Consider the following 22262-nt stretch of genomic DNA (forward strand, 5'->3'; position numbering starts at 1 on the left):
TTCATTTTTCAAAAAGTGTCTGAGCCTTGATATAGCAATTATGTTACATTATATAACAAGTTAATATTCATTTTCAAAGATTAATGGCGATTTTAGCTTTTGGTTCCAAAAAGGCCAGTAACAGCGCTCTACGAATAGCGATCTGTTACCGACCTTTTAGTTCAAAAAAACTGGCAGGTAAGATCCTAAAGATCTCTACCTGCCAGTTTTTTTAATAAGTTTTATTCAGAAGGCTGTTAATGAGCTTCACAGTTATTAACTACTTTTGAACACTCTTAATCATTTTTTGCATTGCTTGTGCCTGGAACTCACCAGTTAATTGCTTTTGCAATTTAGCCTGGTCAGCAGGAGACATGGTTGGGTTCTTCATCATGGCAGCTTTCATGCCCTTCATGACGAAGGCCTTACCCTGTTGCTTCAATTGTGCTTGATACGTCTTAGACTTCATTTGTTTTTGAAGTGCCTTAGATTGAGCAACTGAAAGGACGAGCCAGTTCTTGTTAACTTCAATCTTGTTAGTCCGCTTAACGAACTTGTGGTTTTCACCGGTAAAGGCAAACCAGAACTTCGCAGCATTGTTCTTGTAACGCCAACGGGTAACCGTAGTCGTCATTTGAGTGGTACCGCTAATCCGTGACAACTTGTTCTTGGTGTCAGAATTTGCTTGTGTATGAACCGGCTTCTTATCATTTTCATTTTGCTTATAGATATAAACTTGATGATTGTTCTTAGAACCGATTGGCTGGTACAGGATCATCGACATCTGCTTGTTAGGGCTCACAGAGTAAATGTTTCTTGTCGTCGTGGTCGTGTATTGTTCCAAACCATAATGATGTTGCCAGTTTTTAACAGCATAGACACTAGAAACAACTAACCCTAGCAGTGCCAAAGTTGTTAACGTAACGCTTAAACCTGTCTTTTCAATGTAAATGCAGAAGATGAAGGCTAAGACGGCAAAGATGCCAATTGCGACTAAAATCATTTGCTTTCACCCCCGTTTTTTTCAGTGTAATCACTAGCAGAGCCCCGGTTCTTCATGAAGAAGGCGGTGATAACAGCTAGGACACAGAAGATAGCAGCAACAATGAAGGCAGCGTGATAACCGCCTAAAGTAGCATTGATAGCTGAATCCTTGTATGCTAATGGATCAGTCTTCAATAGGTGCTTAGCTGGCATATCATCTTTAGTGACGTTAGTCAAAATACTGATCAAGATGGCAGTCCCAATTGAACTGGCAATTTGACGCTGCGTGTTGTTAACGGCGGTCCCATGACCGATCAAGTTAACTGGCAGAGCGTTCATACCAACAGTAGTAGCAGGCATCATGGCCATTGAAATACCGAACATCCGAACGGCATACAAAACAACGATGTAAGCAGTTGGTGTGTCTTTAGTAATGAAGATAAATGGAATTGAACCCAGAGTTAAGAGCAACATCCCCATAATAGACAGGTTCTTAGCACCATAACGGTCAACGGCACGACCGGTAATTGGACTCATAACCGCCATCATCAAGGCACCAAATAACAGTGTTAACCCTGAATGGAAGGCTGACATCCCTTTAACAATTTGCAGGTATAAAGGAATCACCATTTCAACACCAACCATGGCCATCATTGAGATTGAACTCAAGATAGCGGAAATAGTGAACGGTGTAGAACGGTAAACCCGCATTTCCAAGAAGGGATCGTCCATCTTCAGTTGACGCCAGACGAATAAACCAATGACAATTACACCGATGATCAAGAAACTGATAACCGTGGTACTGCCCCAGCCATCGTTACCAACTGATGAGAAGCCGTAGAGTAAACTACCGAACCCAATAGTTGAGAGGATAACTGAAAGAACATCGATACTTTCCTTTTTCGTTTCCAAAACTGGATGCATCCAGAAGAAACTAGCAATGATAACTAAAGCTAAGAATGGTAAAGACATTCCGAATAAATCACGCCAAGTAAAACTATCAATGACCCACCCAGAAAGTGTTGGGCCAATGGCAGGTGCTACACCGATAACGATACCGGCAAGCCCCATGGCAGTCCCACGCCGTTCTGGCGGGAAGACTGACAACATGATTGTTTGCAGGAGTGGCATGGTAACACCAACACCAATACCTTGAAGGATCCGACCCGTTAATAGGATTCCGAAGTTGGAAGTTGGTGCAGTATATGAAACCAGCGTACCAACAAAGAATATGGACATTGCGACAATGTATAACCACTTGGTATTGAAACGAGTACTTAACCAAGCACTAATTGGAATCATAATCCCGTTAACCAGCATAAATCCGGTAGTTAACCACTGAACGGTCGCGGTCGAAACGTTGAACGCGTTCATTAAGGTTGGAAATGCTGTAGATAAAATCGTTTGGTTGAGGACCGTAAAGAATGTACCGACCAGTAATACGATGATCAGTAACCATCTGTTGTAGGATTTCCCCTTTGTGTCTACTGCGTTACCCACTTATTAAAACCTTCTTTTCTATTTTTATTGACTTGTTTTTTTTACGACTGACAACTACTATAATAACTTCGAAGGTATTTGTCAACTATCTTGACAAAATTATTTGATTGTATATACTGTTCCTTATGAAATCTGTTAAGTGTGTAATTAAATATAACAACTCGAATCCTATTCTAATAGGAAAGAAAACCGTTACATTATATTTTTAACGAGAAGAGGAAAAAATTTGAATACTGAGGAACACAATGCTTTCGCAACTTTCACTAAGAAAGTTAACTGGCACTTAGGCATCGGTGATGTATCAGCCGCTACTGGCGTGTCACAGAGTCAATTACGTTACTGGGAACAAAAAGGTTACATTTCCAGTGAGAAAGAAAAGGGTCAAAATCGTAAATATTCCTATGATACGTTGATCAAGGTCTTTATGATCAGCAATTTCATGAAGGAAGGGTTCACTTTAGCGGCAGCGGTCAGTCGCGCGGCTGAACACCGTGAAACGATGGAACTGTTAAGACAATCCATGGTTGATCGCTTTCAAGGTATTACCACTGTTGATGGCTTCCCAGCAATCAATTTAGGATACGTAGATGCTGAGAAGACTAAGGTGCTGTACCTAGTCGTTAAGGATGGGCATACGGATATTAAGATGATACAGAACAAATAAATGTTTATTCTAGTAAATTTCAGCTCCACTTCAATTGAGTAAAAACGTGCAACAAGCCGGCATGCCCCGGCCGTATAAGTCAAAAAAAGAGTGACTCTCAGTCAAAATTCGACTGAAAGTCACTCTTTTTTCGTCTTATACTCTGGGGCAAAACGCCTGTTGTCCCACTCTACCTTGTCACCGTCACATCCCCATTAGACGACCTCAACTGGAACTGTTGTCCAGTGGCTTTAGCCTGACCATAATTGCGCTGCGTCTTACCGTAAATCGAGGTATCGCCATTAGGGCTGCTGGCATGAATACCCATACCGGCATGCGGCATGATCCGCGCCGTCAGATCACCATCAGCAGTCTCCGCGGTCAGTGTTGTCTTAACAATCTGATCTTCAAGGTTTAAATCACCGTTAGAGCTGGTAATGGTCAGATTACGCCAGCGGTTATTGCTGAGGTTCACATCGCCATCAGTTGAACGGATTCGGCTATCAGCTTTAACAAATCGGCTATTGCGAATTGTGACATCGCCAGCCGCATTAATGTTTAGCCCTTTATCAAAAGTCACGTTATTCATTGTTGTATCCCCATAGTTGCGATCAGGGACGTTTAACGTATTTAATACTTTAACGTTAGCTAAATTCAGATCGCCATTACCGGTACTGCGTAAGGTTTGAACCGTCAGATCTGCCACGTTCACGTTGGTATTGCCACCATGATCAATCGATTTGATTTGCGTGTTCTTGGGAACCGTAATTTCAACCGTTGTCCCACGATGATCATCAAAGTTCATAAAACTAGTGCTCGATTTTCCAGAAACGGTAAGCTGCTTGCCCGTTACTTTGGTTTTGATGTCATTGGATTTATTCGCGTGAACCATCACCTTGGCAGCATTGCCGCGGTGAATTGAAACGGGGCCGTAATTACTACCTGCGACCTTAATGGTATCAACCCGCTTAATTTGCCGGGTAGTCACCATTTTTTCATCCGTTTTTAGACCGTCATCCCAGTAGATGGACTTGATGCCGCCCCTACCGACACCGATGGCCAGCATGATCCCGCCAATGATCAAGATCAGGATCCCCGTAAAGAAAGTCTTTTTCATTTGTGCTCACGCTCCTTTTCTGCTCGATTCTTCGAGGATAACTTGCCGTACAGCCAGCGACTAATAGCTAACGTGATGTGAATCAGACCACGGATCAGCCAATTAAACACTGGAATCAGAACAATAAAGGCGCCAATCACGAATAAACCGCCGCCGACGTAGACTAGCCCGGTGCTAAACGATTGACCGATGATGCCAATGCCCACGCCCAGCACGAGAATGCCCGCACAGGCTAAAGCAATGATGGTCACGACAATGGCAAAAATAACGGCTGCGGCAGCCACAAAGACCCCAAATAAGGTTGCTAAAACCGCGATTGCCAGCGGAATAGTTACCGGCGTGGACAAAATGGCGAGCAAGATCAGCCAAATCGTGCGGACTTGCGTGCGAGAACGCGCAGCCCCACGCATGGCCTGCCCCTCTTTTTCGGGTGATTCCAGCAGGCGGATCGAATAGTCTGCCAGTACTTTACGTGCTAACTGCTTGGGCGATCCCAACTCCGCCACGCTGGCTTCGTAAGTATCAAACCCGCCGTCCTGCAGATATTCCGTATAAAAACTGACGACTTCGTGATACTCACTATCACTTAACTGATTAAGATAACTTTTGAACTCCGCGATGTATTTATCCATGATCTTGTTCATCCCCTAACATTGAATCAATGCCTAATTTGAAGTTGTGCCACTCGCCTTGAATGGTTTCTAAACGGGCTTTACCGTCTGCTGTGATCTGATAATAACGACGATTACGGCCCTGATAAGGTTCATCATAAGTCGTCAGCCAGCCGTTTTTCTTTAGCCGCCGCAGCACCGGATACATGGTTGATTCCGATACTTTGATGGCTTCTTGAACCCGCTGTGTCAGCGCGTAGCCGTAATAGTCCTGCTGTGTCAAAATTGCTAGCACGCTGCCGTCTAGCAATTCGGAACTCACTTGAATGGCCATACCATCGCCTCCTATAATATTATATGTCGTATAATATGATTCCAAACACAGTGTAGCGAAATTATTTGGATGTGTCAAGCGCAATTATCAATGACTATTGTGAACAAATTATTTTAAATGTTACCGCGTCTTCACTGCCACTAGTTGGCGCTTCAAAAAGTATAGTATAATTAAACATAGGAATAAGCACGATACATTTTTGGAGGAATTACATTGAAACGACCAGTATCAGACATCATTATTAAACCATACCGGATGTGGCTGACCATCTTTACACTTTTAGAAGTGCCCAGTGATATCGCGTTGTATGCCGGTTCCCGTTTACCAGAATTTATTAATTTTTTCGTCGTTGGTCTTTGCAGTATCATCAGTTTTATTGGCATGTGTGTCACCCTTTGGCTAAACGGTCGCGCTAAGAAACATCAGTATGGTGCCATTCACCAGGAAGTCGATCAAACGAGATGGATTTTAGGCATTTTCCCAATGGCTCGGGCTCACTTACTCACTACATACCGGCCCTGGTACCTGACATTTAACGCTTTATACATCAGCTTCCTTTTTATCGCGGGGATTGCAGCCATTATTACTCAGACAAAGATGATGCTAATTTTGCTGTCGCTAGCAATTTTCAATGCCATTGCGATCCTGATTACGTTAGTGTTCAACCGGCAAACCCGGCTGCATCAGCATTAATCTTTTAATTACAAGTCATTTGGCAAACTGCAGCCGACTGAAAGCACTATAATGGAAGTGTCAAACTTTTAGGAGGTAACTTATATGAGTGCTAAAGATACTTTAACCAACGTTTTAGAGAACGCGACTAATATCGCTGTCGCCACCAAATCAGTGGATGGTAAAACACCTAATGTGCGAATCGTCAACTTCTTGTATTTCCCTAATGAATCCGAAAATACCATTTATTTTGCTACATCTAAAGATGCCAATAAAGTTAAGGAATTAGCTGCTAACGGCAGCGTTGCGTTTACGACCATTCCAGCAAAAGCCGGTATCGTCCGTGTAACTGACGGTGAAGCTAAGCTGGCCAACGACAGTAAGGATAAAGTTCTTGACGCCATGGCTAAGAAATACGGTGACGCTTCATCATTTGACCAAAAGGCACGTGATGGCATGAACAACTATGCCGTTACCTTTAAAGAAGCTGCTGTTATGGGTCAGGAGTCTGGGACAGTTTCATTTAATTAATTTAAGTAGAAAGAATACGTCTTCCCTTTTAATCTGGGAAGGCGTCTTTTTGTCATACATCATTAATCGGTGATTTGGGTTACTTTTAATAACAAGAAATTATTTGAAAGCGCTATAATAGACTTATCAAACTTCTAGGAGGACTATTCATATGGCAACCAAAGAAACTTATACGAGTGTACTTGAAAACGCCACTAACCTGGCCATTGCGACTGAACGCGTTGAGGGTCACATTCCAAGTGTCCGAACCGTGAACTTCCTGTATTTCCCAAAGCAATCTGAAAATACGGTTTACTTTGCAACATCCAAAGATACCAACAAAGTCAAAGAACTGGCAGCCAACGAACACCTGTCATTTACGACGACGCCGCTTTCAGCAGCCGATTCCAGTACGGTTCGGGTGATTGGCGCTGATACCAAGGTGGATAACAGCCACCGTGACGAAACCTTTGAAGCCATGGATAAGAAGTACCCTAGCTTCAAGATGTTCGACCAAAAGGCCCGTGACAACATGGACATCTACGCGGTGACCTTTAAAGAAGCTGACGTCTTTGGTAAAGACGGCGGCAAGATGACGTTTTAAGTAACTGCTACAACCAAAATAAGCCTGTTTTTCCAGCATTTTAGCTGAAAAACAGGCTTATTTTTTAATTTAATTTTCTTCCAGTGTTTGATAGATCGTATGCAGGCCGCTCAATAGATCCGACTTGCTCATGATCAATGGTGGCAACAGCCGCAACGTGTTGCCCATCGCGGAAAGTGTCAACAGCCCCTTTTGATGCAAGGCTTTCACCACATCGTTGACCGCAACGTCATCCACTAGGTGAATACCGATCATCAGGCCACGGCCAGAGACGGACTTAACCACCTTTAAATCGTCAAAGTGATCCAGTTCATCCCAAACGGCTGCCGACTTGTCCCGGACACCCTCCAGAAAAGCGGGTGTTAACTGCGTCAAAACCGCTTGTGCGGATGCCATCGTCAAGGGGTTCCCAGCGAAAGTGGACCCGTGAGAACCGGGACCAAAGGCTGGGCCCAAGTTAGCCTTACCAATCATGGCACCAACTGGCAAGCCATTGGCCAGTGCCTTGGCTGACGTGACAATGTCTGGATCCAGGCCAACACCTTGATAGGCAAATTTGTAACCGGTCCGGCCAATACCACTCTGCACTTCATCAATGATGAATAAGGTATGGGTTGCCTTGCACTTATCCTGCACCGCATGCAGCCAGTCTTGATCACCAACGATCACGCCGCCTTCACCCTGAATCACTTCCAGGATCACCGCTGCCAGATCATCCGTAATGGCGTCCAGCGAGGCTGCATCGTTGTAATCCACAAAACTAATGTCGGGGACGAATGGTGCAAAACCTTCCTTAATATGGTCGTTACCAGTCATCGACATTGAGCCATAGGTCCGGCCATGAAAGGAATGGTTAAACGACAAGATCTTGGATTTACCCGTGGCTTTACGAGCTAATTTCAGTGCGGCTTCATTTGCTTCAGTACCGGAATTAGCGAAGAAAACGAGTTTATCTTCATCACCAACTAATAGTTCGGCAACGGCTTCTTGCAGGTGGTTTTGATACAGGTTAGAAATGTGCCACATCTTGGTTAATTGCACATTCACGGCGTTTTGAATTTTGACGTTTTGATAGCCAAAGTTGCAGACCCCAATGCCAGAAGTGAAATCTAAGTAGTCCCGGCCGTGATCATCAGTCACAATGACCCCGTTACCAGAAATCGGTTCAAAATCAAACCGGTCATAAGTTGGAAATACGTGTGTCATACTCATTAATCATTAGCCTCCGTTTTTAAAGTTGTTCCTGGATGGGTTAATTGATCGGTAATACATACCGCGTGCACACCGGCGTGAACCGCTTTAGCGGCGGCCGAAAGCTTCGGCTGCATCCCATCTGTAATCACTTTTTCTTCTATTAAATGGGGAATGTCTTGCGGGATCATGGCTGAGATCACTTTGCCATCCTTTAAAACCCCCGGGACATCCGTCAGCAAATACAGTTGGCTGGCTTTCAGTACCCGCGCGATGTCCGCTGCCGCCGTATCAGCATTGACGTTCAGCCAATCGCCGGTGGGCGTCAGCGCCAGTGGTGCCAGAACCCCAATTTGACCATTTAAGATCTTAGACAGTGCCAGCTCGTTTACACCGGTAATACTGCCAACGGCCCCGTAAGTGTCCTGGTCGACATAAGTTCCCGTTAATAACTGCTGGTCTGACGCGTTTAAGCCAATTGCGGCTAAGCCTTCATGTGCCAGCCGCATCAGTAATGCCGGTTGGGTATTGCCCAGTAACACCATTTTAGTGAGCGCTAAGGTCCGCGCATCCGTTATCCGAATGCCATTCTTCTTATGCGTGGGAATAGCCAGCTGAGCGGAAAGCTTCGAAATTTGAGGCCCGCCACCGTGAATCAATAGCACTTTTTTACCGGCTTGACGCCATTGCCGCAGCTGCTCGAAAAACTCGCTGTTTAATTTTGAAATGGCGTTGCCGCCGATTTTTACAATGATTAGATTCACGATTTATGCGCTCCCTTTGTGGTCTCAGTTCAGTCTAAGTATGGTAACTGGCATTAATTTTGACGTAGTTGTAAGTCAGGTCGCAGCCCCAAGCTTGCCCGGTGGCCGGACCAACGTGCAAATTAACATCAATGGTAACTTTATTTGCCCCCATACTATCACTTGCCTGCTTCTCGTCAAATGGTAATCCTAAACTATCCTTGACCATTTGAATCCCGTTGACTTCAATATCCACGTGGTCAACATCCACGTGAGCCTTTGTCATACCAATCGTTGAAATGATCCGGCCCCAGTTCGGATCCTGACCAAAGATGGCAGCTTTGACTAAGTTCGACCCCACGATGGCTTTAGCAACTTCTTGACCTTCCAAATCGTTGAAAGCGCCAGCCACGTTGCATTCAACTAGCTTTGTGGCTCCCTCCCCATCGGCTGCGATTTGTTTGGCCAGTTCTTCAAGAACTAGATGCAGACCATTTTTGAAGGTGGGATAATCGGCATCATCCGTGCTGGTTAATTGCGGTGCGCCAGCCTTACCGTTTGCCATGACCACCACCATGTCATTCGTGGACGTATCACCGTCAACGGTAATCTGGTTAAAGGTCGTATCCACGTTTTCACTTAAAGTCTGCTGCAACAGCTCGCCATCGATCCCCGCATCGGTGGTGACAAATCCTAACATAGTGGCCATCTTCGGGTGAATCATCCCAGAACCTTTAGCAAATCCGGTAATTGTAACCTTTTTACCGCCCATTGTGATTTGCACGCAGGCTTGTTTAGGATGCTTGTCAGTGGTCATTACTGCTTTAGTCACGTTATCGTCGTGGTGGGGGCTTAATTGCTTAATTCCCGCGGTGACTTTATCCATTGGTAGCTGTGCGCCAATCAATCCAGTTGAGGCAACACCGACTAAGTTAGTATCGATGCCCAACTTCTCGCTCAACAGCTGCTGTTCCGTCAGGGCGTTTTGCTCACCCTGCTTACCGGTACATGAATTCGCACAAGCACTGTTCATGACTACCGCCTGTAGTTTGTGATCTTGGTTGATCGTGTTCTTGGTCAGCTTGGTTGGTGCGGCCTGAAATTTGTTAGTGGTATATGTACCGGCTGCACTTGCTGGTACCTCGGAAACCAAGTAACCAAAATCTAATTTGTCGCTTTTACCCAGACCCATTTCGATTCCATCGTTGTAATAACCCATGGGCCACTGAAAATTCGTTAATGTCACTTCATTAGTTTTTATCATATGCATGCTTCTTTCTTATCTATAACTGTGTTATACAAAGGCTGGCAAAGTTGGTAAACCTGTTGTTTCGGTCAAATTAAACAGATGATTAAAGTTTTGAACCGCTTGTCCGGCAGCCCCCTTCATCAAATTATCGATCACACTGATCACCATCACGGTTTGGGTGACGGGATTGTACACAACGCCGATGTCGCAGTTATTGGTGCCAACGACTTCCTTTAGATCTGGCGTGGTGCCATCTAAAACGTGAACGAAATTAGCCTGACTATAATCTTGATTAAAAGCGGCCATCAATTTGGCTTGATCAACACCTGGTTTAACTTTGGCGTAAATGCTGGCCATCAAACCAGTGGTGAGTGGTAACAACGTGGTGCTGAATTGAATCGCGTTGACCGCCGGATTCCACTTTTTAAGCTGGGCGACGATTTCTGGAATATGCTTATGGGTATTTAACCCGTAAAGCTGCAGGTTATCACTGGCTTCAGTGAAGTGCGTGATGTCTGTCAGCTTCTTCCCCGCGCCGGAGGTACCGGACTTGGCATCAACCACGATCGTATCAGGATCGATCAAGTCGCCTTGAACCATGGGGGCTAACCCCAGCAACGTTGCCGTGGCGTAACAGCCCGGGTTAGCAATGTAGTTGGTCCCTGACTGATAAAAATCCGCCAAACTATAGGTGGCTTTTTGTAAATGATCAGCTGGTGCTGCCGGCTTGTGATACCACTTTTCATACTCAGCTGGATCTGGCAATCGATAATCACCGGAGAGATCGATCACCGGAAAATCAGCATCGATAAACGGGCCAGCTAACTGACTGCTGACACCAGCGGAAGTTGCAAAGAAGACCGCTTCGTTATCCGCCATGATCTGCTGCGGATCAAATGGCTGAATTTTAATGTGTTCGCCGTGAAAACCAGGGATCAGTTCATCGAGATAGCGGACCTCACCATCTTTTCCTTCATCTTTATGTCCATATAAATTAATTTGGTCGATTGCCGGATGCTTAGCGAGCAACGTATATAATACGGTGCCACTGTAGCCGGTAACGCCTACTATCGCAACGTCCATTGGTTTCACCTCACAAAATTTTAATTGTTGTTTCGTATGCGTCTTACTATAGTCGCCTAATTTAAAAAATGCAATATTTTTTAGTGAATTTATCAAAAAATAGCTTTTTTATGTATATTATCTGCATTTTAAATGCTAATATACATTTTTCTTTGAATATTTAGACGCTTTAAAATTAATTTTAAAAAATGTATTCTAAGTGTTGACTTCGTCCGACTCGAACCCACTATACTGCAGTCACCATTTAATTTAGGAGGCAACAATATGACAAAAACATGGTTTATTACAGGTAGTTCTCGCGGGTTAGGTCACGCCATTGCAACTCGAGCTTTACAGGCTGGCGATCAAGTGGTCGCAACGGCGCGGCACACCGATGCGTTGAAGGATTTAGTTGCACAATATGGTGACCAGTTATTTCCATTAGCACTGGATGTTACTGACGCAGATGCCGTAGCTAAAACGGTTAAGACTGCCACTGATCACTTTGGTAACATTGACGTGCTGGTCAACAACGCCGGGTTCGCTAACATGGCAGCCCTTGAAGACGTACCTTTAGACGACTTCAAACGCCAGATGGATACCGACTTTTACGGCACGCTTTATACGATCAAAGCCATTTTGCCAAGTATGCGGAAGCGCCAAAATGGTCACATTATCAACATTAGTTCAATCGGTGGCCGTGCCGGTAGTGCTGGTTTAGCAGCTTATCAAAGTGCCAAGTTCGCGGTTAACGGCTTAACTGAAGTGGTGGCCCAAGAAGTGGCGCCATTTAACGTTAAAGTGACCACGGTGGAACCCGGTGGCATGCGCACCGATTGGGGTGGCAAATCAATGGAGGCGGATGTCGACAGTGTCTATCAAGATACGGTTGGCGCAATGATCTCCATGGTTCATGATGGCTGGGACGATCCTGAGTCAGACAACCGTTACGTCAGCGAACCCGCTAAAGTCGCCGATGCTATTTACACCTTAAGTAACATGACTGAAGCCCCAGTTCACTTGTTGATCGGTAAAGACGCGGAACAGGGTGCGGAAATGCACGAAAAGATGCTACATGATTCGGATGCTAAGTTTAAGGAGCTGACCGAATCAACTGGGAATGATCAATAAACATAATTTTACATTTACCAGATTTCACAAAAATGCCCTCGAGCGTGCTGCACTCGAGGGCATTTTGAAGATCAATATATGAAGACTAGTATGTTAATTATTTTATCTTAACCGCGCCGTGGCACCGCCATCTACTGGTAATACTACTCCGGTTATCCAGGAAGCTGCTTCACTTGCCAGATAAATAATAGCTTGGGCAACATCCTTTGGCTGACCGTTACGGCCTAGTGGATGAAATTCGTTGAACCCGTTCAATACCTTAGGAACTTCCTTGTCAGGTAAGAATGTATTGTAGATTGGGGTTTCAACTACGGCTGGTGCCACCGCATTGACTCGAATCTGGTCGGACGCGAGTTCCACTGCTAGATTCTTGGTCAAGGCATGACGGCCGGCCATGGCTGCTGAATAGGCCGTCGAAGGTGTTGGTTCAACTGCCGCCAATGCCCACATTGAACCAGTGTTAACGATGGCCCCCTTACCACGCTTCTTCATTTCTGGTGCAACCGCCTGGACTGGGTATAAGGTTCCCTTAACGATCACATCCAAGTACGATTGAATCTCATCGGGTGTATAGTCCATAAATGGCTTAGGACCAAACTTACCAGTGTTATTGATCAAAACATCAACACCACCAAACTGATCAACTGTTTTAGCAACCAACTGCTTGGAAGTTGCGGGATCAGCAATGTCCCCAGCTACGTATGCACTGTGTTCGCCACTTGGATCAATAGCTTTCAACGTGGATTTCAAAACGTCTGCACGGCGGCCATTAATGACTACCTTGGCACCTTCGTTAAGTAATAATTCAGCAGTCTTCCGGCCGATACCGGTACCACCACCCGTAATAATTGCAACTTTATCCTTTAATCCTAAATCCATTATTTGCCCCCATTAATCAAAGATATCCCGAATTTTATAAGCCAGTGCCGGGAACACTGATAATAACTTTTGATTCCAGACTTGCGGATCGATATTCAATCCAATCAATGGTAGAAAATGATCCACATCATCCGCAGCTGATTGACTCACTTCCGAGATACCAACCACTTTATTGTGCCCATCAACTGCTAGAGTCAATGCCGCGCCATCATCATTCACACCTAAATAGGCAAAGTCAGCATCAGCTAATTTCAAGTTGATCAACTGGTAGTGCCGTTTCTCTGCTTCTTCAATGCTCAGACCCGCCTGCGCAATTTGTGGAAAAGGTGAACGCTGCTTGAGCGATAGTTGGATAAATAATTTCGGCTTGGGTCCGACTTGCTAAATACCGGCCAAGATACTCACCCTCAAACTGAGCGGTGGACGTCAGCTTGGGTACCCGTTTATCAATCACATCTCCCGCCGCGTAAACACCGGGCACATTGGTTTCTAAATGACCGTTGACTGAAATTCCATGTGACGAGTAAGTGATCCCCACTTTTTGCAAGTCCAGTCGCTCAACATTTGGCACCCGTCCGCTGGCATCGACCACCTGATTGGCTGGAACCCTAAGACCATTTTCAGTCACAACCTCAAAGCCAGTTGGCATCTTGTTAACCGCCGCTACCCGTTCATTGAAGTGAAATTGGACACCTTGTGCCGACATTTCCCGTACAATTTGCTCAACGTGAGCGGGGTTAAAGGCTCCCAATGGTCGCTTGGCCGCTTCCAGTACATCAACTTGAACACCGGCCGCGGTTAAAATGCTGGCCAGTTCCATGCTGACAAAACCGCCGCCAATCATCGTGATACGTTCTGGTAACTCTTGCATCACAAAAACATCGTTACTGCTCAAGGTGTACTCACTACCCTTGATTGGTAGCTTATGCGGCTGTTGGCCAGTCGCGATGATAATCGAACGACCATAGTATTGCGTGCCGTTCACGTCAAGGACATGCGGTTCAACAAATTTCGCAGTGCCTTGCAGAACATCTGCACCCTTAGATTGAAAGAGCTTAACGCTGTTTCGCGGATACTGACCAAAAACAGCTAACTTACGCGCCATCAACGTTGGCCAATCGATAGTAGCTGGCTGCTGAATTCCTTTACCAATTAATTTTCGAGAAAGTAACACTGCCCGGGCTGAACCATCCAAAAAGATCTTCGGTTCACAGCCGTAATTCGGGCAAATACCACCAAAGGTCGACCCTTCGATCACTAATGTGCTACCAGTAGCGTGCGCCGTAAACTTATACGCCGCCGGACCGCTGCCGATAATAATATTGTCATAATTTTTCACGCGTTGACGCCTCCTTTACTTGAGATATTGCTGCAACTTTTGCTTGAGCAGCGCTTTAGGCCGTAGCCCAATTAGGCGTTCCACGACCTTGCCATCTTTTTTGATGATCAATGTCGGAATAGACATCACTTCAAATTCAGTGGCAGTCACTTGATTTTTATCCACGTCCAGTTTTGTGAAATTAACTTGGTCACCCATTTCTTGGTCTAATTGCTCCAAGATGGGCGCCTGCATCAGACATGGCGAACACCACGTCGCCCAAAAATCAACCAGCGTAACACCGTGATCTGTTGCCTTTTTAAAATTTGCGTCAGTGACGTGTTTAATCATCTTTTAGATGCTCCTTTTTTTTGATTTAAATTGTTTAACTAATCAATTGAACAGTTGAATACTATCACGAAAAATATCAAGACGCAATTAATTTGTTTCAGATACCAAAAAAGGGCGACGGAAATTTCCGTCGCCCTTATCTTTAATCGCTATGCAGTTTGTTTTATATACTCTAGCCAGTCATGATAACTTGCGTTTAGGCTGTAGGCTTGATAACCCTTTTCATTTAGCGTTTTAGTTGCCATGTTGGCGTAGGCACACAACCGTCCCCGGCAATAAACAATGATCGTGTCGTCAGGTAACTTTGATTGCACCATCGTATCCAGTAATTCAATTGGAATATTGATGGCATCCTCAACGTGTCCCGCATCAAACTCGCTTTGAGGTCGAACATCTAAAATAGTCACCTTAGTTTTCGAATTCTCGTACAGCGCTACCGCGTTAGCCAATGAAAGTTGTGGAACGTTTACTTCCTGATCATAGTCGTTTTGAATCTGCGTCATGTTCGCCAACTGTTCTTGGCCAACTGATTCGAGGAGATAAACTAATTTTTTAACGCTGTCGCTCGCTAACGAATAAACCACGGTATTCCCCATTTTTTCGCGCTTAACTAGATTTCCCTCCCGTAAAACTTGGAGGTGTCTTGACGTATTAGCAACACTCATGCCTAATTCCTTAGCAATGGTTTCAACTGATTTTTCAGACTGCGTCAATAGATCCAAAACTTCCAAGCGGCGGTCACTAGAAAGACTTTTGCCCACCTTTGCTAACTCGGAAAAGAGATCATTGCGATAGCGCTGTGCAATTTCATTATCCAATTGGTTAGCCTCCATTCAATTATTTTATTGAATAGTTTATTCTCTTTTAAGCTATTAGTCAATTAACTTGATAGCCAACCTAAGTCGCTGATTTATTACTGCAACAAAAAATATCTGGTATAATATATTCAAATACTAGATACGGGATGATTACTTATGAACATTGAACGCTTTATCAAAGCCCGTAAAGCGATGGGTCTATCGCAAGCAGAACTCTGTGATGGTATCTGTACGCAAGCGACGCTAAGTAAATTTGAAAATTCCGGCAAGGCACCTGCGATCCGCATTTTGACGCAGCTTTGTGCCCGTTTAAATTTGACCCTTGATGATGTTTTTCCAGTGAATCCACCGGCTCAATCCGCAGCTAACCGACTACTGGACCATGCCGAATTCAAACTGATCACCAGCGAATATGATAGCGCCAATAATGATCTCAATCAGGTCGTTTTTGATAACCTTTCAGTTCATGGCCAAATGCAGTACTACTTCGTAAAGGGCTACTTGTCAGCGTTAATGGAAAAGCCAATTGCTGATACCCTGTATTACTTTAATTTGATTCTTAACGACCTCGACGATACCCACAGCACGATTTTTACTCAGCTGGCTTATACCGGCAGTGGGATTGCTTATGGGCATAACGATGAAAATCAGAAGAGTGAATTTTTCTTCCAAAAAGTCTTTGATAATTTACACACCCTACCATTGACCGATAATAAAGCCATCTGGCGGGCATTGAACATGGTCTTTTATACCGCGGAGTACTTCGCTCACGTTCAAGACTATAAAACCAGTGACTCACTCCTGCAGTACGGTTATGAAATCTGTGCCAATAACCACGTCACCTACTACGCCGCCCGTATCTGTTACCGCCGGGCGCAAAACGCAATTGCCGAAGGAAAAAATGCCGCTGCCGTCACTGATTTGATCAATGACGCGAAGGCCTTTGCCCGGATGAATCATAATCAAAAGTTGTTAGACCGCATCGAAAATACACCATTGAAATAAACGTAAAGAGCCGCAATCCTAAATGATGGATTGCGGCTCTTCTTTTGTTCGTATGAGTTGTTTATATTGCCGAAACGTGTTCAACAAGGCAGGGACCTGTGCGTAAGGGCAACGTACCACAAATCCAAGTTCGGGATTTATGCGTTCCCCTTACACTCCGGTCCCTAACCGCCTTGTTTCACACTCTTTACTTCACAATAATCACTGACACCTTAGACTCACGCATAATTTCACTAGCAACGTGACCAATTCTTAAATTACCACGGCGTCTGTGTGAGCCCAGCAAAACTAGATCCGGCTTGAAGTCTGGGATGATTTCTTCCAAAATAACCCGTTCTGGCTTGCCTTCACCGATCAATGGCTTCACTTCTTTGACACCGAATGCTCTGGCTTTGCTAACATACGTGTTCAAGTCATGGTAAATATCATCGCGACGTGACTTGATGATATCTGGTGACAATGATTGGAAAATGTTCATATCGCCAGTTTCCATGACCGACACGATCCCCAATGGTAAATCAAACGTCCGGGCTAACGTGCAGGCATAGTTGAACGCCTTTCGTGACGACTCATCATCGTCATCATCCACGGCTAATAATAACCGATTATAACTCATTTCTTCTGCATCAAAATCGTCTTCAGTTAACATAAAATCCTCCTAATCTAGATACCAGTTACGACTTTTCTCTAAATTAACTATAACATTCATGTCTTGGAAAACAAGGATGATTTAGGTTAGCCAAACTATTTATTTTAATTTAATAGTTTAAAACCTAGTGTTGGATTAGTATCGTTTATAACACAATTCGTCCCATCAACATCAATGCTACGGTGATGACCGCCCCGCTGAGAATTAGAAGTGATGCCGACCACTCTGCCCGATTTAAATACTGTCCCGTGTTATTTTTCAAAGTCAGCGCATACAGGATGATTCCCGGTACATAAACGATTAGACAGATAAAGACGTACTGCAGACCGGACAGCGTGATACCAACTAACTGGAACGTCAGCGCCGCAACCCCGATCCAAACTTGCAGCCAGTTACCCTTAGTATCACGGTTCTGCCACGAATATTTGATTTGATATGCCGCGACGATCATGTAACATACCACGATCGATGCAGTACACAGACTATACGCAAATTCGTAGGCCTTTTCAGCAAAGATCAAGATGATCATAAACCCTTGCACCATGCAGGCCGTGGTCATTAACGCTAACGTTGGCACCCCATGTTTGTTCTTCTTCGCAAACCGTTTTGGCAGCAGGCCTTGTTCCGCCATCATGCCTAACGTTTCAGCCGGCAGCATCGTCCAGGACAGCCAAGCGCCTAAAATGGAAATCAAAAGCCCGATGCTAATAAAGCTACCGCCCCATTGACCCACCATTTCTTCGAAAATATAGACCATGGCGGGCTGTTTCATCTGCACTAATTCAGCACGGGAAAGATAACCGTATGGCAGAATCGAAGCCAGTACGTAAATCAGCAATAGGCAACTAACCCCGATCAGAGTTGAACGGCCAGCAATTCGACGCGATTTTGCTCTCGACGAAAGCACCGTGGCGCCTTCGATCCCAACGAAGACCCACATCATGATCATGAGACTACGCCGAATTTGTGGCATAATTGCGCCAACCGTCACCGATCCAGTAATGTTGCCCCAGAATTGAGCGGTAAAAATATGCCCGTTAAACAGTACCATCGCCACAATGATAAAGGTAAAGATCGGAATGAGTTTACAGACCGTGATCACCGTATTCATTAACGCGGCGGATTCCATGCCCCGATTAACGAGCAACGTTAGCGACCAGGCAATTAGACTGGCCACCAGAATCGACTGCGGACTATTGCCACGCTGGAACGTTGGAAAAAAGTATCCTAGCGTACTCATAAAGACAGTGGCAAACGCCACGTTGCCTAACCAAGCTGACATCCAGTAACCCCAGCCACTGATGAAGCCGACAAAGGGACCAAAACCGGCTTTACCATACGCAAAAATACCTTCTAAATCAGAGCGTTTAGTCAATAAATTATTTAAACAAGCCGCTAACATTAAAATCCCGAACCCAACGATCAGCCAGGAAATAATGGCAGCCCCAGGAGATGCAGCGGCAGCCAGATCACTGCTCAACGCAAAAATACCGGAGCCAATCGCTGTCGTAACAACCATGGCAGTAAGTGAAACACCGTTGATTTTGTGAGCTTGTGATGCCATAGGACTTCCCTCATTTCTTGGAATAGCTGTATACCATATACATTCAATATACAGTTATTCCTTTTTATATAGTCCTAGTTTACCGGAGTAAAGTTAACAAAACATGGGGAAAATATGAAATTTCTTCTTTATTTAAAGTTTATATTTATAAGAATCGTTAAAAACCGTAAGTTTGCTTACTTATCACCGTTCTCGCCCACTATAGGCAAAATTCAATTGTATAAATTATGCATACCGCTCCATAGAAAAACAGCGTTAAGTACGATCAGCTATTGATCGCGCTTAACACTGTTACTTTGTAATCTAATTAATTACTTTTACTGATCTTCACATACCCAATTCGGTGCCCGTACCAGATCTGCTGAAAAACATCATTGGTCTCAACGGCACTTAAATGACCCGTGGTATCACTGGCTTTTAGACCGGTCAAAGTATCAGAAATCACGTACTGCTCCCCTGATTGTAGTTCACCAATGGCTGCTGCGTCTGGTTGCGTCGATCCATATAAGTTAACCGGTTCTTGGTCAACTGTCAGAATTGGGCGCTGCACCCCGACTGCGTCTTTGCGGTTAAGCCAAGCTTGCTGGCCGTTAAAATCAATGGCGAGCCAGTCACCGTGTTGGGCCACGCAAACAAACTCCTGCCCATAACTAGCCCGGTATGACAGCGAATCGGTCGTTTGACCAATGACCTCACTAGTCACACTTGGTTGCTGAAAAAGGTTCACATATCGACTGGTTATCTTAAGCGCTTGACCGCTATTTACCGGTGCTGATGGTTCAGCAGAGACCCCTAATTGCCGAAATAATTGGGCCCAGTCAAACTGCCAGCCGGGATCGCGGTGCATTTGTTTGGCGGCTTCTCGACTGGGTGCCGCCACATTATCATGTCCGAGTATGTGTGCCCGATCTAACGAAATGTGATACTGCACCGACCACGTTAATATCTGGTCAACTAACGCAGCCATCATTGGTCCCGTAAAACTCGCTGCATCATCCACATAGGCTTCCTGTTCAATCCCCAGCGAACGGCAATTCATGTCCCAATTACCAGCGTGCCAGGCAACGTTATCGGGTGTCACCATACCGGTTTGCTGGCCATCCGCGCCCCGAATCACCGTATGAGCACTCACGTGATGCGGGCTTTGAAAGCGCGCAATCGTATCCGCATAGCTAAGTTCGGTGGCGTGAATCACGATGTAACGAATGCTAACATCACTAGGTCGGTCAGCAATGGTGTAATTACCGACCATTACCGGTTTAAAGTCACCCATTTTAATTGGCCAAAGAAATGGTACCAACTAAAGTTGATGCCACCATTCTGGCAACGTAGACGGTCAGTGTGGTTGCCTTGGGGTGGGCCTGCTTGATCGCGGCTAGATCTAATTTGATCCGGCCCTCATCATCCACCGTTGCGTAGTCGAAGTGCTGCTGGGCCGTAGTATCAAACTGACCGCCATCATCTAGGGTACAAGCGATGGTCGTAGCATTTTCGTCAAATGGCTCGGTCTGATTCAGCATCTCAGCGGTAATCGAAACCGTTTCACCGTCTTTTTGCAAAGTAAAGGCGGTGTGATCATCATTAGCCACTAGATCAGCTGACTCCCGATTAGGCTGCATCAGCCGGTCGTACCCCTGATAGTTACCGCCGATCATATACGCGACTCTAGAATGCCAGGCTTCGCTGAATTGTTCCAGCCGGTACAGCCGCTTAGCATCTTCATTACTGTCCGCATAGGAATCATTAACCGCCACGTAATCAACACCATTCAACGTGGTAAAGCCGGTCACCAGAATCAAATGACCAACCGTATCACCAGTGGCATTTTCAACGTAAGGCAGCTTGCCGTTGTTAGGATCATTCGTATACTGCACGCTGACGCCCACCGGATAACCGGCCAGGATCTGCCGTCGCAGACCATCCAGATCAGTGTAGGCCACGTAAGCGCGATAGCCCATACTGCCGGCAGCTGCGGTACTAAATGACCAGTTACCAAACCCATCATAGGTCGTGTCGAGATTATGCAGGGCTAATTCTTCCGGTAAAATATCGGCGTTTTGACGATTGATCGCCATAGAAACGGTAGTTGGGCTGCAGATGCCCGATGCCAGCTTAGGGTCGCGAATTTCCTGCGAGTACGCTGGTGTTGCGATAACCTTATCAACCGTGACAGCATGCGAATCCACCATTAGATCTTGGTGAACCGGCTTAACACTGGCTGCTACCAATTTTAGAACCGGTGTCTGCTGGGCATTTTCGGTATATAGGTGAACCCGTAACTGGGCTTTGGTGCCCACACCCGTTTTGACCGTTAACGTATCCGTGTCGATGCCAGCCAGCGCATCCGCCTGGTCGTGCTTAACACTGCCGCTCAGACGCTTAGTCGACCAGCGGCCCCAGCTGTGCCAGCCAGACCAGCGGCCATCCTGATTGATCCGGGCTTCGACTTGAACGGCCGTCCCATCTGGGGTTAAGGCGTTCCAAGAAGCTACCAGGTTTTTAAATGGCGACAGTGCAAAGACTGGCGTTGTTAAACTACCGACGCTTACATATTCGTCATCATTTTGATCTAGTACCAGCGCAGTCTTGTCCGCGGCTGCCAGTGCCAAATGATCCGTAAATTCACTTAAGTCAACGGCGGAAAAATCGTCGAAAACCTTAGTATTGGGCTTCTTAGCCGGCGCCTGCACCCGTTTATCACCTTTGTAATAAAGGGCCAGCAAACCAGCTGCTAAGCCAATTGTTGTTCCAAAAAGAAATTTTGAAAATTTCACAGTTTTATCCCCGCTTTAATTGTTAGTTCGTCTATTAATAGTGATGTTCTGATTGTGTACAAAGTATACCATACTGTTCAATATGTGTTTATTAATGGCCTGACCAGATTTAAAACTAAAATTTTTATGAAATCGGCAAACATTAGAGACACGTGTGTTTCAGCAATTAGTTTTAATCTTTTTCACATTTTAATATTGACAACCCTCAAGACTGGGTGTAGATTAATACCAATCATTAAATTCAGATGAAAGGCGTTGACGAGAAACATCAACTCCGTTTCGGATATAGAGAGTTGCCGGCTGGTGCAAGGCAATGACGAGCGGACGCGATGATCATCTCCGAGCTGTGTGTCGAATCGGCTAGACCGTATTAGAACACATTGGGTGCACCCATTATCGTGCCAAGCGTATCGCATTTATGCTGTACGTGAGAGGTAATTTCAGTAATGAGATTATAAACTAAGGTGGTACCACGTGAAAGCGTCCTTAATTGCAAGCAGTTTGCAGTTAAGGACGCTTTTTCGTTCCCTGGATTTAACAAATACAACATTAAAGGTGGTGAGGACAATTGGAA

At 45.2% G+C, this 22262-nt stretch carries 24 protein-coding genes and 1 other annotated feature; of the genes, 6 read left to right on the forward strand and 18 right to left on the reverse strand.

Annotation, left to right across the window (positions count from 1 at the left end):
* Positions 1 to 259 precede the first annotated feature (259 nt).
* Entirely contained in the window at positions 260 to 982 is a 723-nt protein-coding gene (locus CES79_RS03315) for a DUF4811 domain-containing protein (RefSeq protein WP_089136305.1), read from the reverse strand.
* Positions 979 to 2463, reverse strand: a complete 1485-nt coding sequence (locus tag CES79_RS03320) for an MDR family MFS transporter (RefSeq protein WP_089136306.1) — start codon at positions 2461 to 2463, stop codon at positions 979 to 981. Before CES79_RS03320 ends, CES79_RS03315 begins: the two co-directional genes overlap by 4 nt.
* A gap of 226 nt (positions 2464 to 2689) precedes the next feature.
* Here CES79_RS03320 and CES79_RS03325 point away from each other — a divergent pair, with 226 nt between their 5' ends.
* Positions 2690 to 3127, forward strand: a complete 438-nt coding sequence (locus tag CES79_RS03325) for a MerR family transcriptional regulator (RefSeq protein ID WP_054655682.1) — start codon at positions 2690 to 2692, stop codon at positions 3125 to 3127.
* 169 nt (positions 3128 to 3296) lie between these two features.
* Here CES79_RS03325 and CES79_RS03330 read toward each other — a convergent pair whose 3' ends face one another.
* Genes CES79_RS03330 through CES79_RS03340 form a run of 3 tightly spaced genes read right to left on the reverse strand, consistent with a single transcriptional unit; the run spans position 3297 to position 5168 of the window.
* The gene (locus CES79_RS03330) at positions 3297 to 4223 is read right to left on the reverse strand and encodes a DUF4097 family beta strand repeat-containing protein (RefSeq protein WP_089136307.1); all 927 of its coding nucleotides are present in this window, start codon (positions 4221 to 4223) and stop codon (positions 3297 to 3299) included.
* Positions 4220 to 4855, reverse strand: coding sequence for a DUF1700 domain-containing protein (locus CES79_RS03335; RefSeq protein WP_054655686.1), 636 nt, complete (start codon positions 4853 to 4855; stop codon positions 4220 to 4222). The genes CES79_RS03330 and CES79_RS03335 overlap by 4 nt, the downstream gene beginning before the upstream one ends.
* Positions 4848 to 5168 (reverse strand): PadR family transcriptional regulator, encoded by a 321-nt coding sequence (locus CES79_RS03340; RefSeq protein ID WP_054655688.1) that lies wholly within the window; start codon positions 5166 to 5168, stop codon positions 4848 to 4850. The genes CES79_RS03335 and CES79_RS03340 overlap by 8 nt, the downstream gene beginning before the upstream one ends.
* A gap of 213 nt (positions 5169 to 5381) precedes the next feature.
* On the opposite strand from CES79_RS03340, the gene CES79_RS03345 reads away from it, so the two are divergent.
* The 3 genes from CES79_RS03345 (at position 5382) to CES79_RS03355 (ending at position 6954) form a co-directional block, all read left to right on the forward strand.
* Positions 5382 to 5861, forward strand: a complete 480-nt coding sequence (locus CES79_RS03345) for a hypothetical protein (protein ID WP_089136308.1) — start codon at positions 5382 to 5384, stop codon at positions 5859 to 5861.
* An 84-nt stretch (positions 5862 to 5945) separates the two neighbouring features.
* The gene (locus tag CES79_RS03350; RefSeq protein ID WP_054655694.1) at positions 5946 to 6371 is read left to right on the forward strand and encodes a pyridoxamine 5'-phosphate oxidase family protein; all 426 of its coding nucleotides are present in this window, start codon (positions 5946 to 5948) and stop codon (positions 6369 to 6371) included.
* 151 nt (positions 6372 to 6522) lie between these two features.
* Positions 6523 to 6954: a pyridoxamine 5'-phosphate oxidase family protein gene (locus CES79_RS03355; RefSeq protein WP_054655696.1), complete on the forward strand. Its 432-nt coding sequence runs from the start codon at positions 6523 to 6525 to the stop codon at positions 6952 to 6954.
* A 69-nt stretch (positions 6955 to 7023) separates the two neighbouring features.
* Here CES79_RS03355 and argD read toward each other — a convergent pair whose 3' ends face one another.
* From argD to argC, 4 genes are read right to left on the reverse strand one after another with little or no spacing between them, the layout of a single operon-like run.
* The gene (gene argD / locus CES79_RS03360; protein WP_089136309.1) at positions 7024 to 8166 is read right to left on the reverse strand and encodes an acetylornithine transaminase; all 1143 of its coding nucleotides are present in this window, start codon (positions 8164 to 8166) and stop codon (positions 7024 to 7026) included.
* Positions 8166 to 8912 carry an acetylglutamate kinase gene (gene argB, locus CES79_RS03365; protein WP_089136310.1) on the reverse strand — a complete coding sequence of 249 codons (747 nt, stop codon included), beginning with the start codon at positions 8910 to 8912 and terminating at the stop codon, positions 8166 to 8168. The genes argD and argB overlap by 1 nt, the downstream gene beginning before the upstream one ends.
* 31 nt (positions 8913 to 8943) lie before the next feature.
* A complete protein-coding gene (argJ, locus tag CES79_RS03370) occupies positions 8944 to 10158 on the reverse strand; it encodes a bifunctional glutamate N-acetyltransferase/amino-acid acetyltransferase ArgJ (protein WP_054655698.1) in 1215 nt (404 codons plus the stop codon).
* 24 nt (positions 10159 to 10182) lie between these two features.
* Positions 10183 to 11220 carry an N-acetyl-gamma-glutamyl-phosphate reductase gene (argC, locus tag CES79_RS03375; RefSeq protein WP_054655700.1) on the reverse strand — a complete coding sequence of 346 codons (1038 nt, stop codon included), beginning with the start codon at positions 11218 to 11220 and terminating at the stop codon, positions 10183 to 10185.
* Positions 11221 to 11484: 264 nt separating this feature from the next.
* On the opposite strand from argC, the gene CES79_RS03380 reads away from it, so the two are divergent.
* Complete coding sequence (locus CES79_RS03380; RefSeq protein ID WP_054655702.1) at positions 11485 to 12330, forward strand: SDR family NAD(P)-dependent oxidoreductase; 846 nt, start codon at positions 11485 to 11487, stop codon at positions 12328 to 12330.
* Positions 12331 to 12432: 102 nt separating this feature from the next.
* On the opposite strand, the gene CES79_RS03385 is transcribed toward CES79_RS03380, so the two are convergent.
* The 5 genes from CES79_RS03385 to CES79_RS03405 all read right to left on the reverse strand — a co-directional run bounded on the left by CES79_RS03385 (position 12433) and on the right by CES79_RS03405 (position 15696).
* Entirely contained in the window at positions 12433 to 13209 is a 777-nt protein-coding gene (locus CES79_RS03385) for an SDR family NAD(P)-dependent oxidoreductase (protein WP_054655704.1), read from the reverse strand.
* A 12-nt stretch (positions 13210 to 13221) separates the two neighbouring features.
* A complete protein-coding gene (locus CES79_RS03390; protein ID WP_133286323.1) occupies positions 13222 to 13464 on the reverse strand; it encodes a hypothetical protein in 243 nt (80 codons plus the stop codon).
* A 34-nt stretch (positions 13465 to 13498) separates the two neighbouring features.
* A complete protein-coding gene (locus CES79_RS03395; protein WP_054655708.1) occupies positions 13499 to 14548 on the reverse strand; it encodes a dihydrolipoyl dehydrogenase family protein in 1050 nt (349 codons plus the stop codon).
* Positions 14549 to 14563: 15 nt separating this feature from the next.
* Complete coding sequence (gene trxA / locus CES79_RS03400) at positions 14564 to 14878, reverse strand: thioredoxin (protein ID WP_089136311.1); 315 nt, start codon at positions 14876 to 14878, stop codon at positions 14564 to 14566.
* 149 nt (positions 14879 to 15027) lie between these two features.
* The gene (locus CES79_RS03405; RefSeq protein WP_225362296.1) at positions 15028 to 15696 is read right to left on the reverse strand and encodes an ArsR/SmtB family transcription factor; all 669 of its coding nucleotides are present in this window, start codon (positions 15694 to 15696) and stop codon (positions 15028 to 15030) included.
* A gap of 156 nt (positions 15697 to 15852) precedes the next feature.
* Here CES79_RS03405 and CES79_RS03410 point away from each other — a divergent pair, with 156 nt between their 5' ends.
* A complete protein-coding gene (locus CES79_RS03410) occupies positions 15853 to 16701 on the forward strand; it encodes a helix-turn-helix domain-containing protein (protein ID WP_170173439.1) in 849 nt (282 codons plus the stop codon).
* 187 nt (positions 16702 to 16888) lie between these two features.
* Here the strand turns inward: CES79_RS03410 and CES79_RS03415 are convergent, their stop codons facing one another.
* From CES79_RS03415 to CES79_RS03430, 4 genes are all read right to left on the reverse strand, one after another.
* Positions 16889 to 17350, reverse strand: coding sequence for a universal stress protein (locus CES79_RS03415; RefSeq protein WP_054655710.1), 462 nt, complete (start codon positions 17348 to 17350; stop codon positions 16889 to 16891).
* A gap of 145 nt (positions 17351 to 17495) precedes the next feature.
* Complete coding sequence (gene arcD / locus CES79_RS03420) at positions 17496 to 18914, reverse strand: arginine-ornithine antiporter (protein WP_089136313.1); 1419 nt, start codon at positions 18912 to 18914, stop codon at positions 17496 to 17498.
* A 307-nt stretch (positions 18915 to 19221) separates the two neighbouring features.
* Positions 19222 to 20214 carry an N-acetylmuramoyl-L-alanine amidase gene (locus tag CES79_RS03425; protein ID WP_054655712.1) on the reverse strand — a complete coding sequence of 331 codons (993 nt, stop codon included), beginning with the start codon at positions 20212 to 20214 and terminating at the stop codon, positions 19222 to 19224.
* Positions 20189 to 21688, reverse strand: coding sequence for a C39 family peptidase (locus tag CES79_RS03430; RefSeq protein ID WP_204772901.1), 1500 nt, complete (start codon positions 21686 to 21688; stop codon positions 20189 to 20191). Before CES79_RS03430 ends, CES79_RS03425 begins: the two co-directional genes overlap by 26 nt.
* Positions 21689 to 21934: 246 nt before the next feature.
* Positions 21935 to 22179: a binding site (T-box leader), on the forward strand.
* Positions 22180 to 22262 lie beyond the last annotated feature (83 nt).

This window comes from Secundilactobacillus silagei JCM 19001 (genome assembly GCF_002217945.1).
Taxonomy (GTDB): domain Bacteria; phylum Bacillota; class Bacilli; order Lactobacillales; family Lactobacillaceae; genus Secundilactobacillus; species Secundilactobacillus silagei.

Bases quoted from the DNA above. Each gene is read 5' to 3' on its own strand.
- CES79_RS03315 (WP_089136305.1), bottom strand. From the start codon at position 982: ATGATTTTAGTCGCAATTGGCATCTTTGCCGTCTTAGCCTTCATCTTC.
- CES79_RS03330 (WP_089136307.1), bottom strand. From the start codon at position 4,223: ATGAAAAAGACTTTCTTTACGGGGATCCTGATCTTGATCATTGGCGGG.
- CES79_RS03335 (WP_054655686.1), bottom strand. From the start codon at position 4,855: ATGGATAAATACATCGCGGAGTTCAAAAGTTATCTTAATCAGTTAAGT.
- CES79_RS03340 (WP_054655688.1), bottom strand. From the start codon at position 5,168: ATGGCCATTCAAGTGAGTTCCGAATTGCTAGACGGCAGCGTGCTAGCA.
- CES79_RS03350 (WP_054655694.1), top strand. From the start codon at position 5,946: ATGAGTGCTAAAGATACTTTAACCAACGTTTTAGAGAACGCGACTAAT.
- CES79_RS03355 (WP_054655696.1), top strand. From the start codon at position 6,523: ATGGCAACCAAAGAAACTTATACGAGTGTACTTGAAAACGCCACTAAC.
- argD (WP_089136309.1), bottom strand. From the start codon at position 8,166: ATGAGTATGACACACGTATTTCCAACTTATGACCGGTTTGATTTTGAA.
- argJ (WP_054655698.1), bottom strand. From the start codon at position 10,158: ATGCATATGATAAAAACTAATGAAGTGACATTAACGAATTTTCAGTGG.
- argC (WP_054655700.1), bottom strand. From the start codon at position 11,220: ATGGACGTTGCGATAGTAGGCGTTACCGGCTACAGTGGCACCGTATTA.
- CES79_RS03380 (WP_054655702.1), top strand. From the start codon at position 11,485: ATGACAAAAACATGGTTTATTACAGGTAGTTCTCGCGGGTTAGGTCAC.
- CES79_RS03385 (WP_054655704.1), bottom strand. From the start codon at position 13,209: ATGGATTTAGGATTAAAGGATAAAGTTGCAATTATTACGGGTGGTGGT.
- trxA (WP_089136311.1), bottom strand. From the start codon at position 14,878: ATGATTAAACACGTCACTGACGCAAATTTTAAAAAGGCAACAGATCAC.
- CES79_RS03410 (WP_170173439.1), top strand. From the start codon at position 15,853: ATGAACATTGAACGCTTTATCAAAGCCCGTAAAGCGATGGGTCTATCG.
- CES79_RS03415 (WP_054655710.1), bottom strand. From the start codon at position 17,350: ATGTTAACTGAAGACGATTTTGATGCAGAAGAAATGAGTTATAATCGG.
- arcD (WP_089136313.1), bottom strand. From the start codon at position 18,914: ATGGCATCACAAGCTCACAAAATCAACGGTGTTTCACTTACTGCCATG.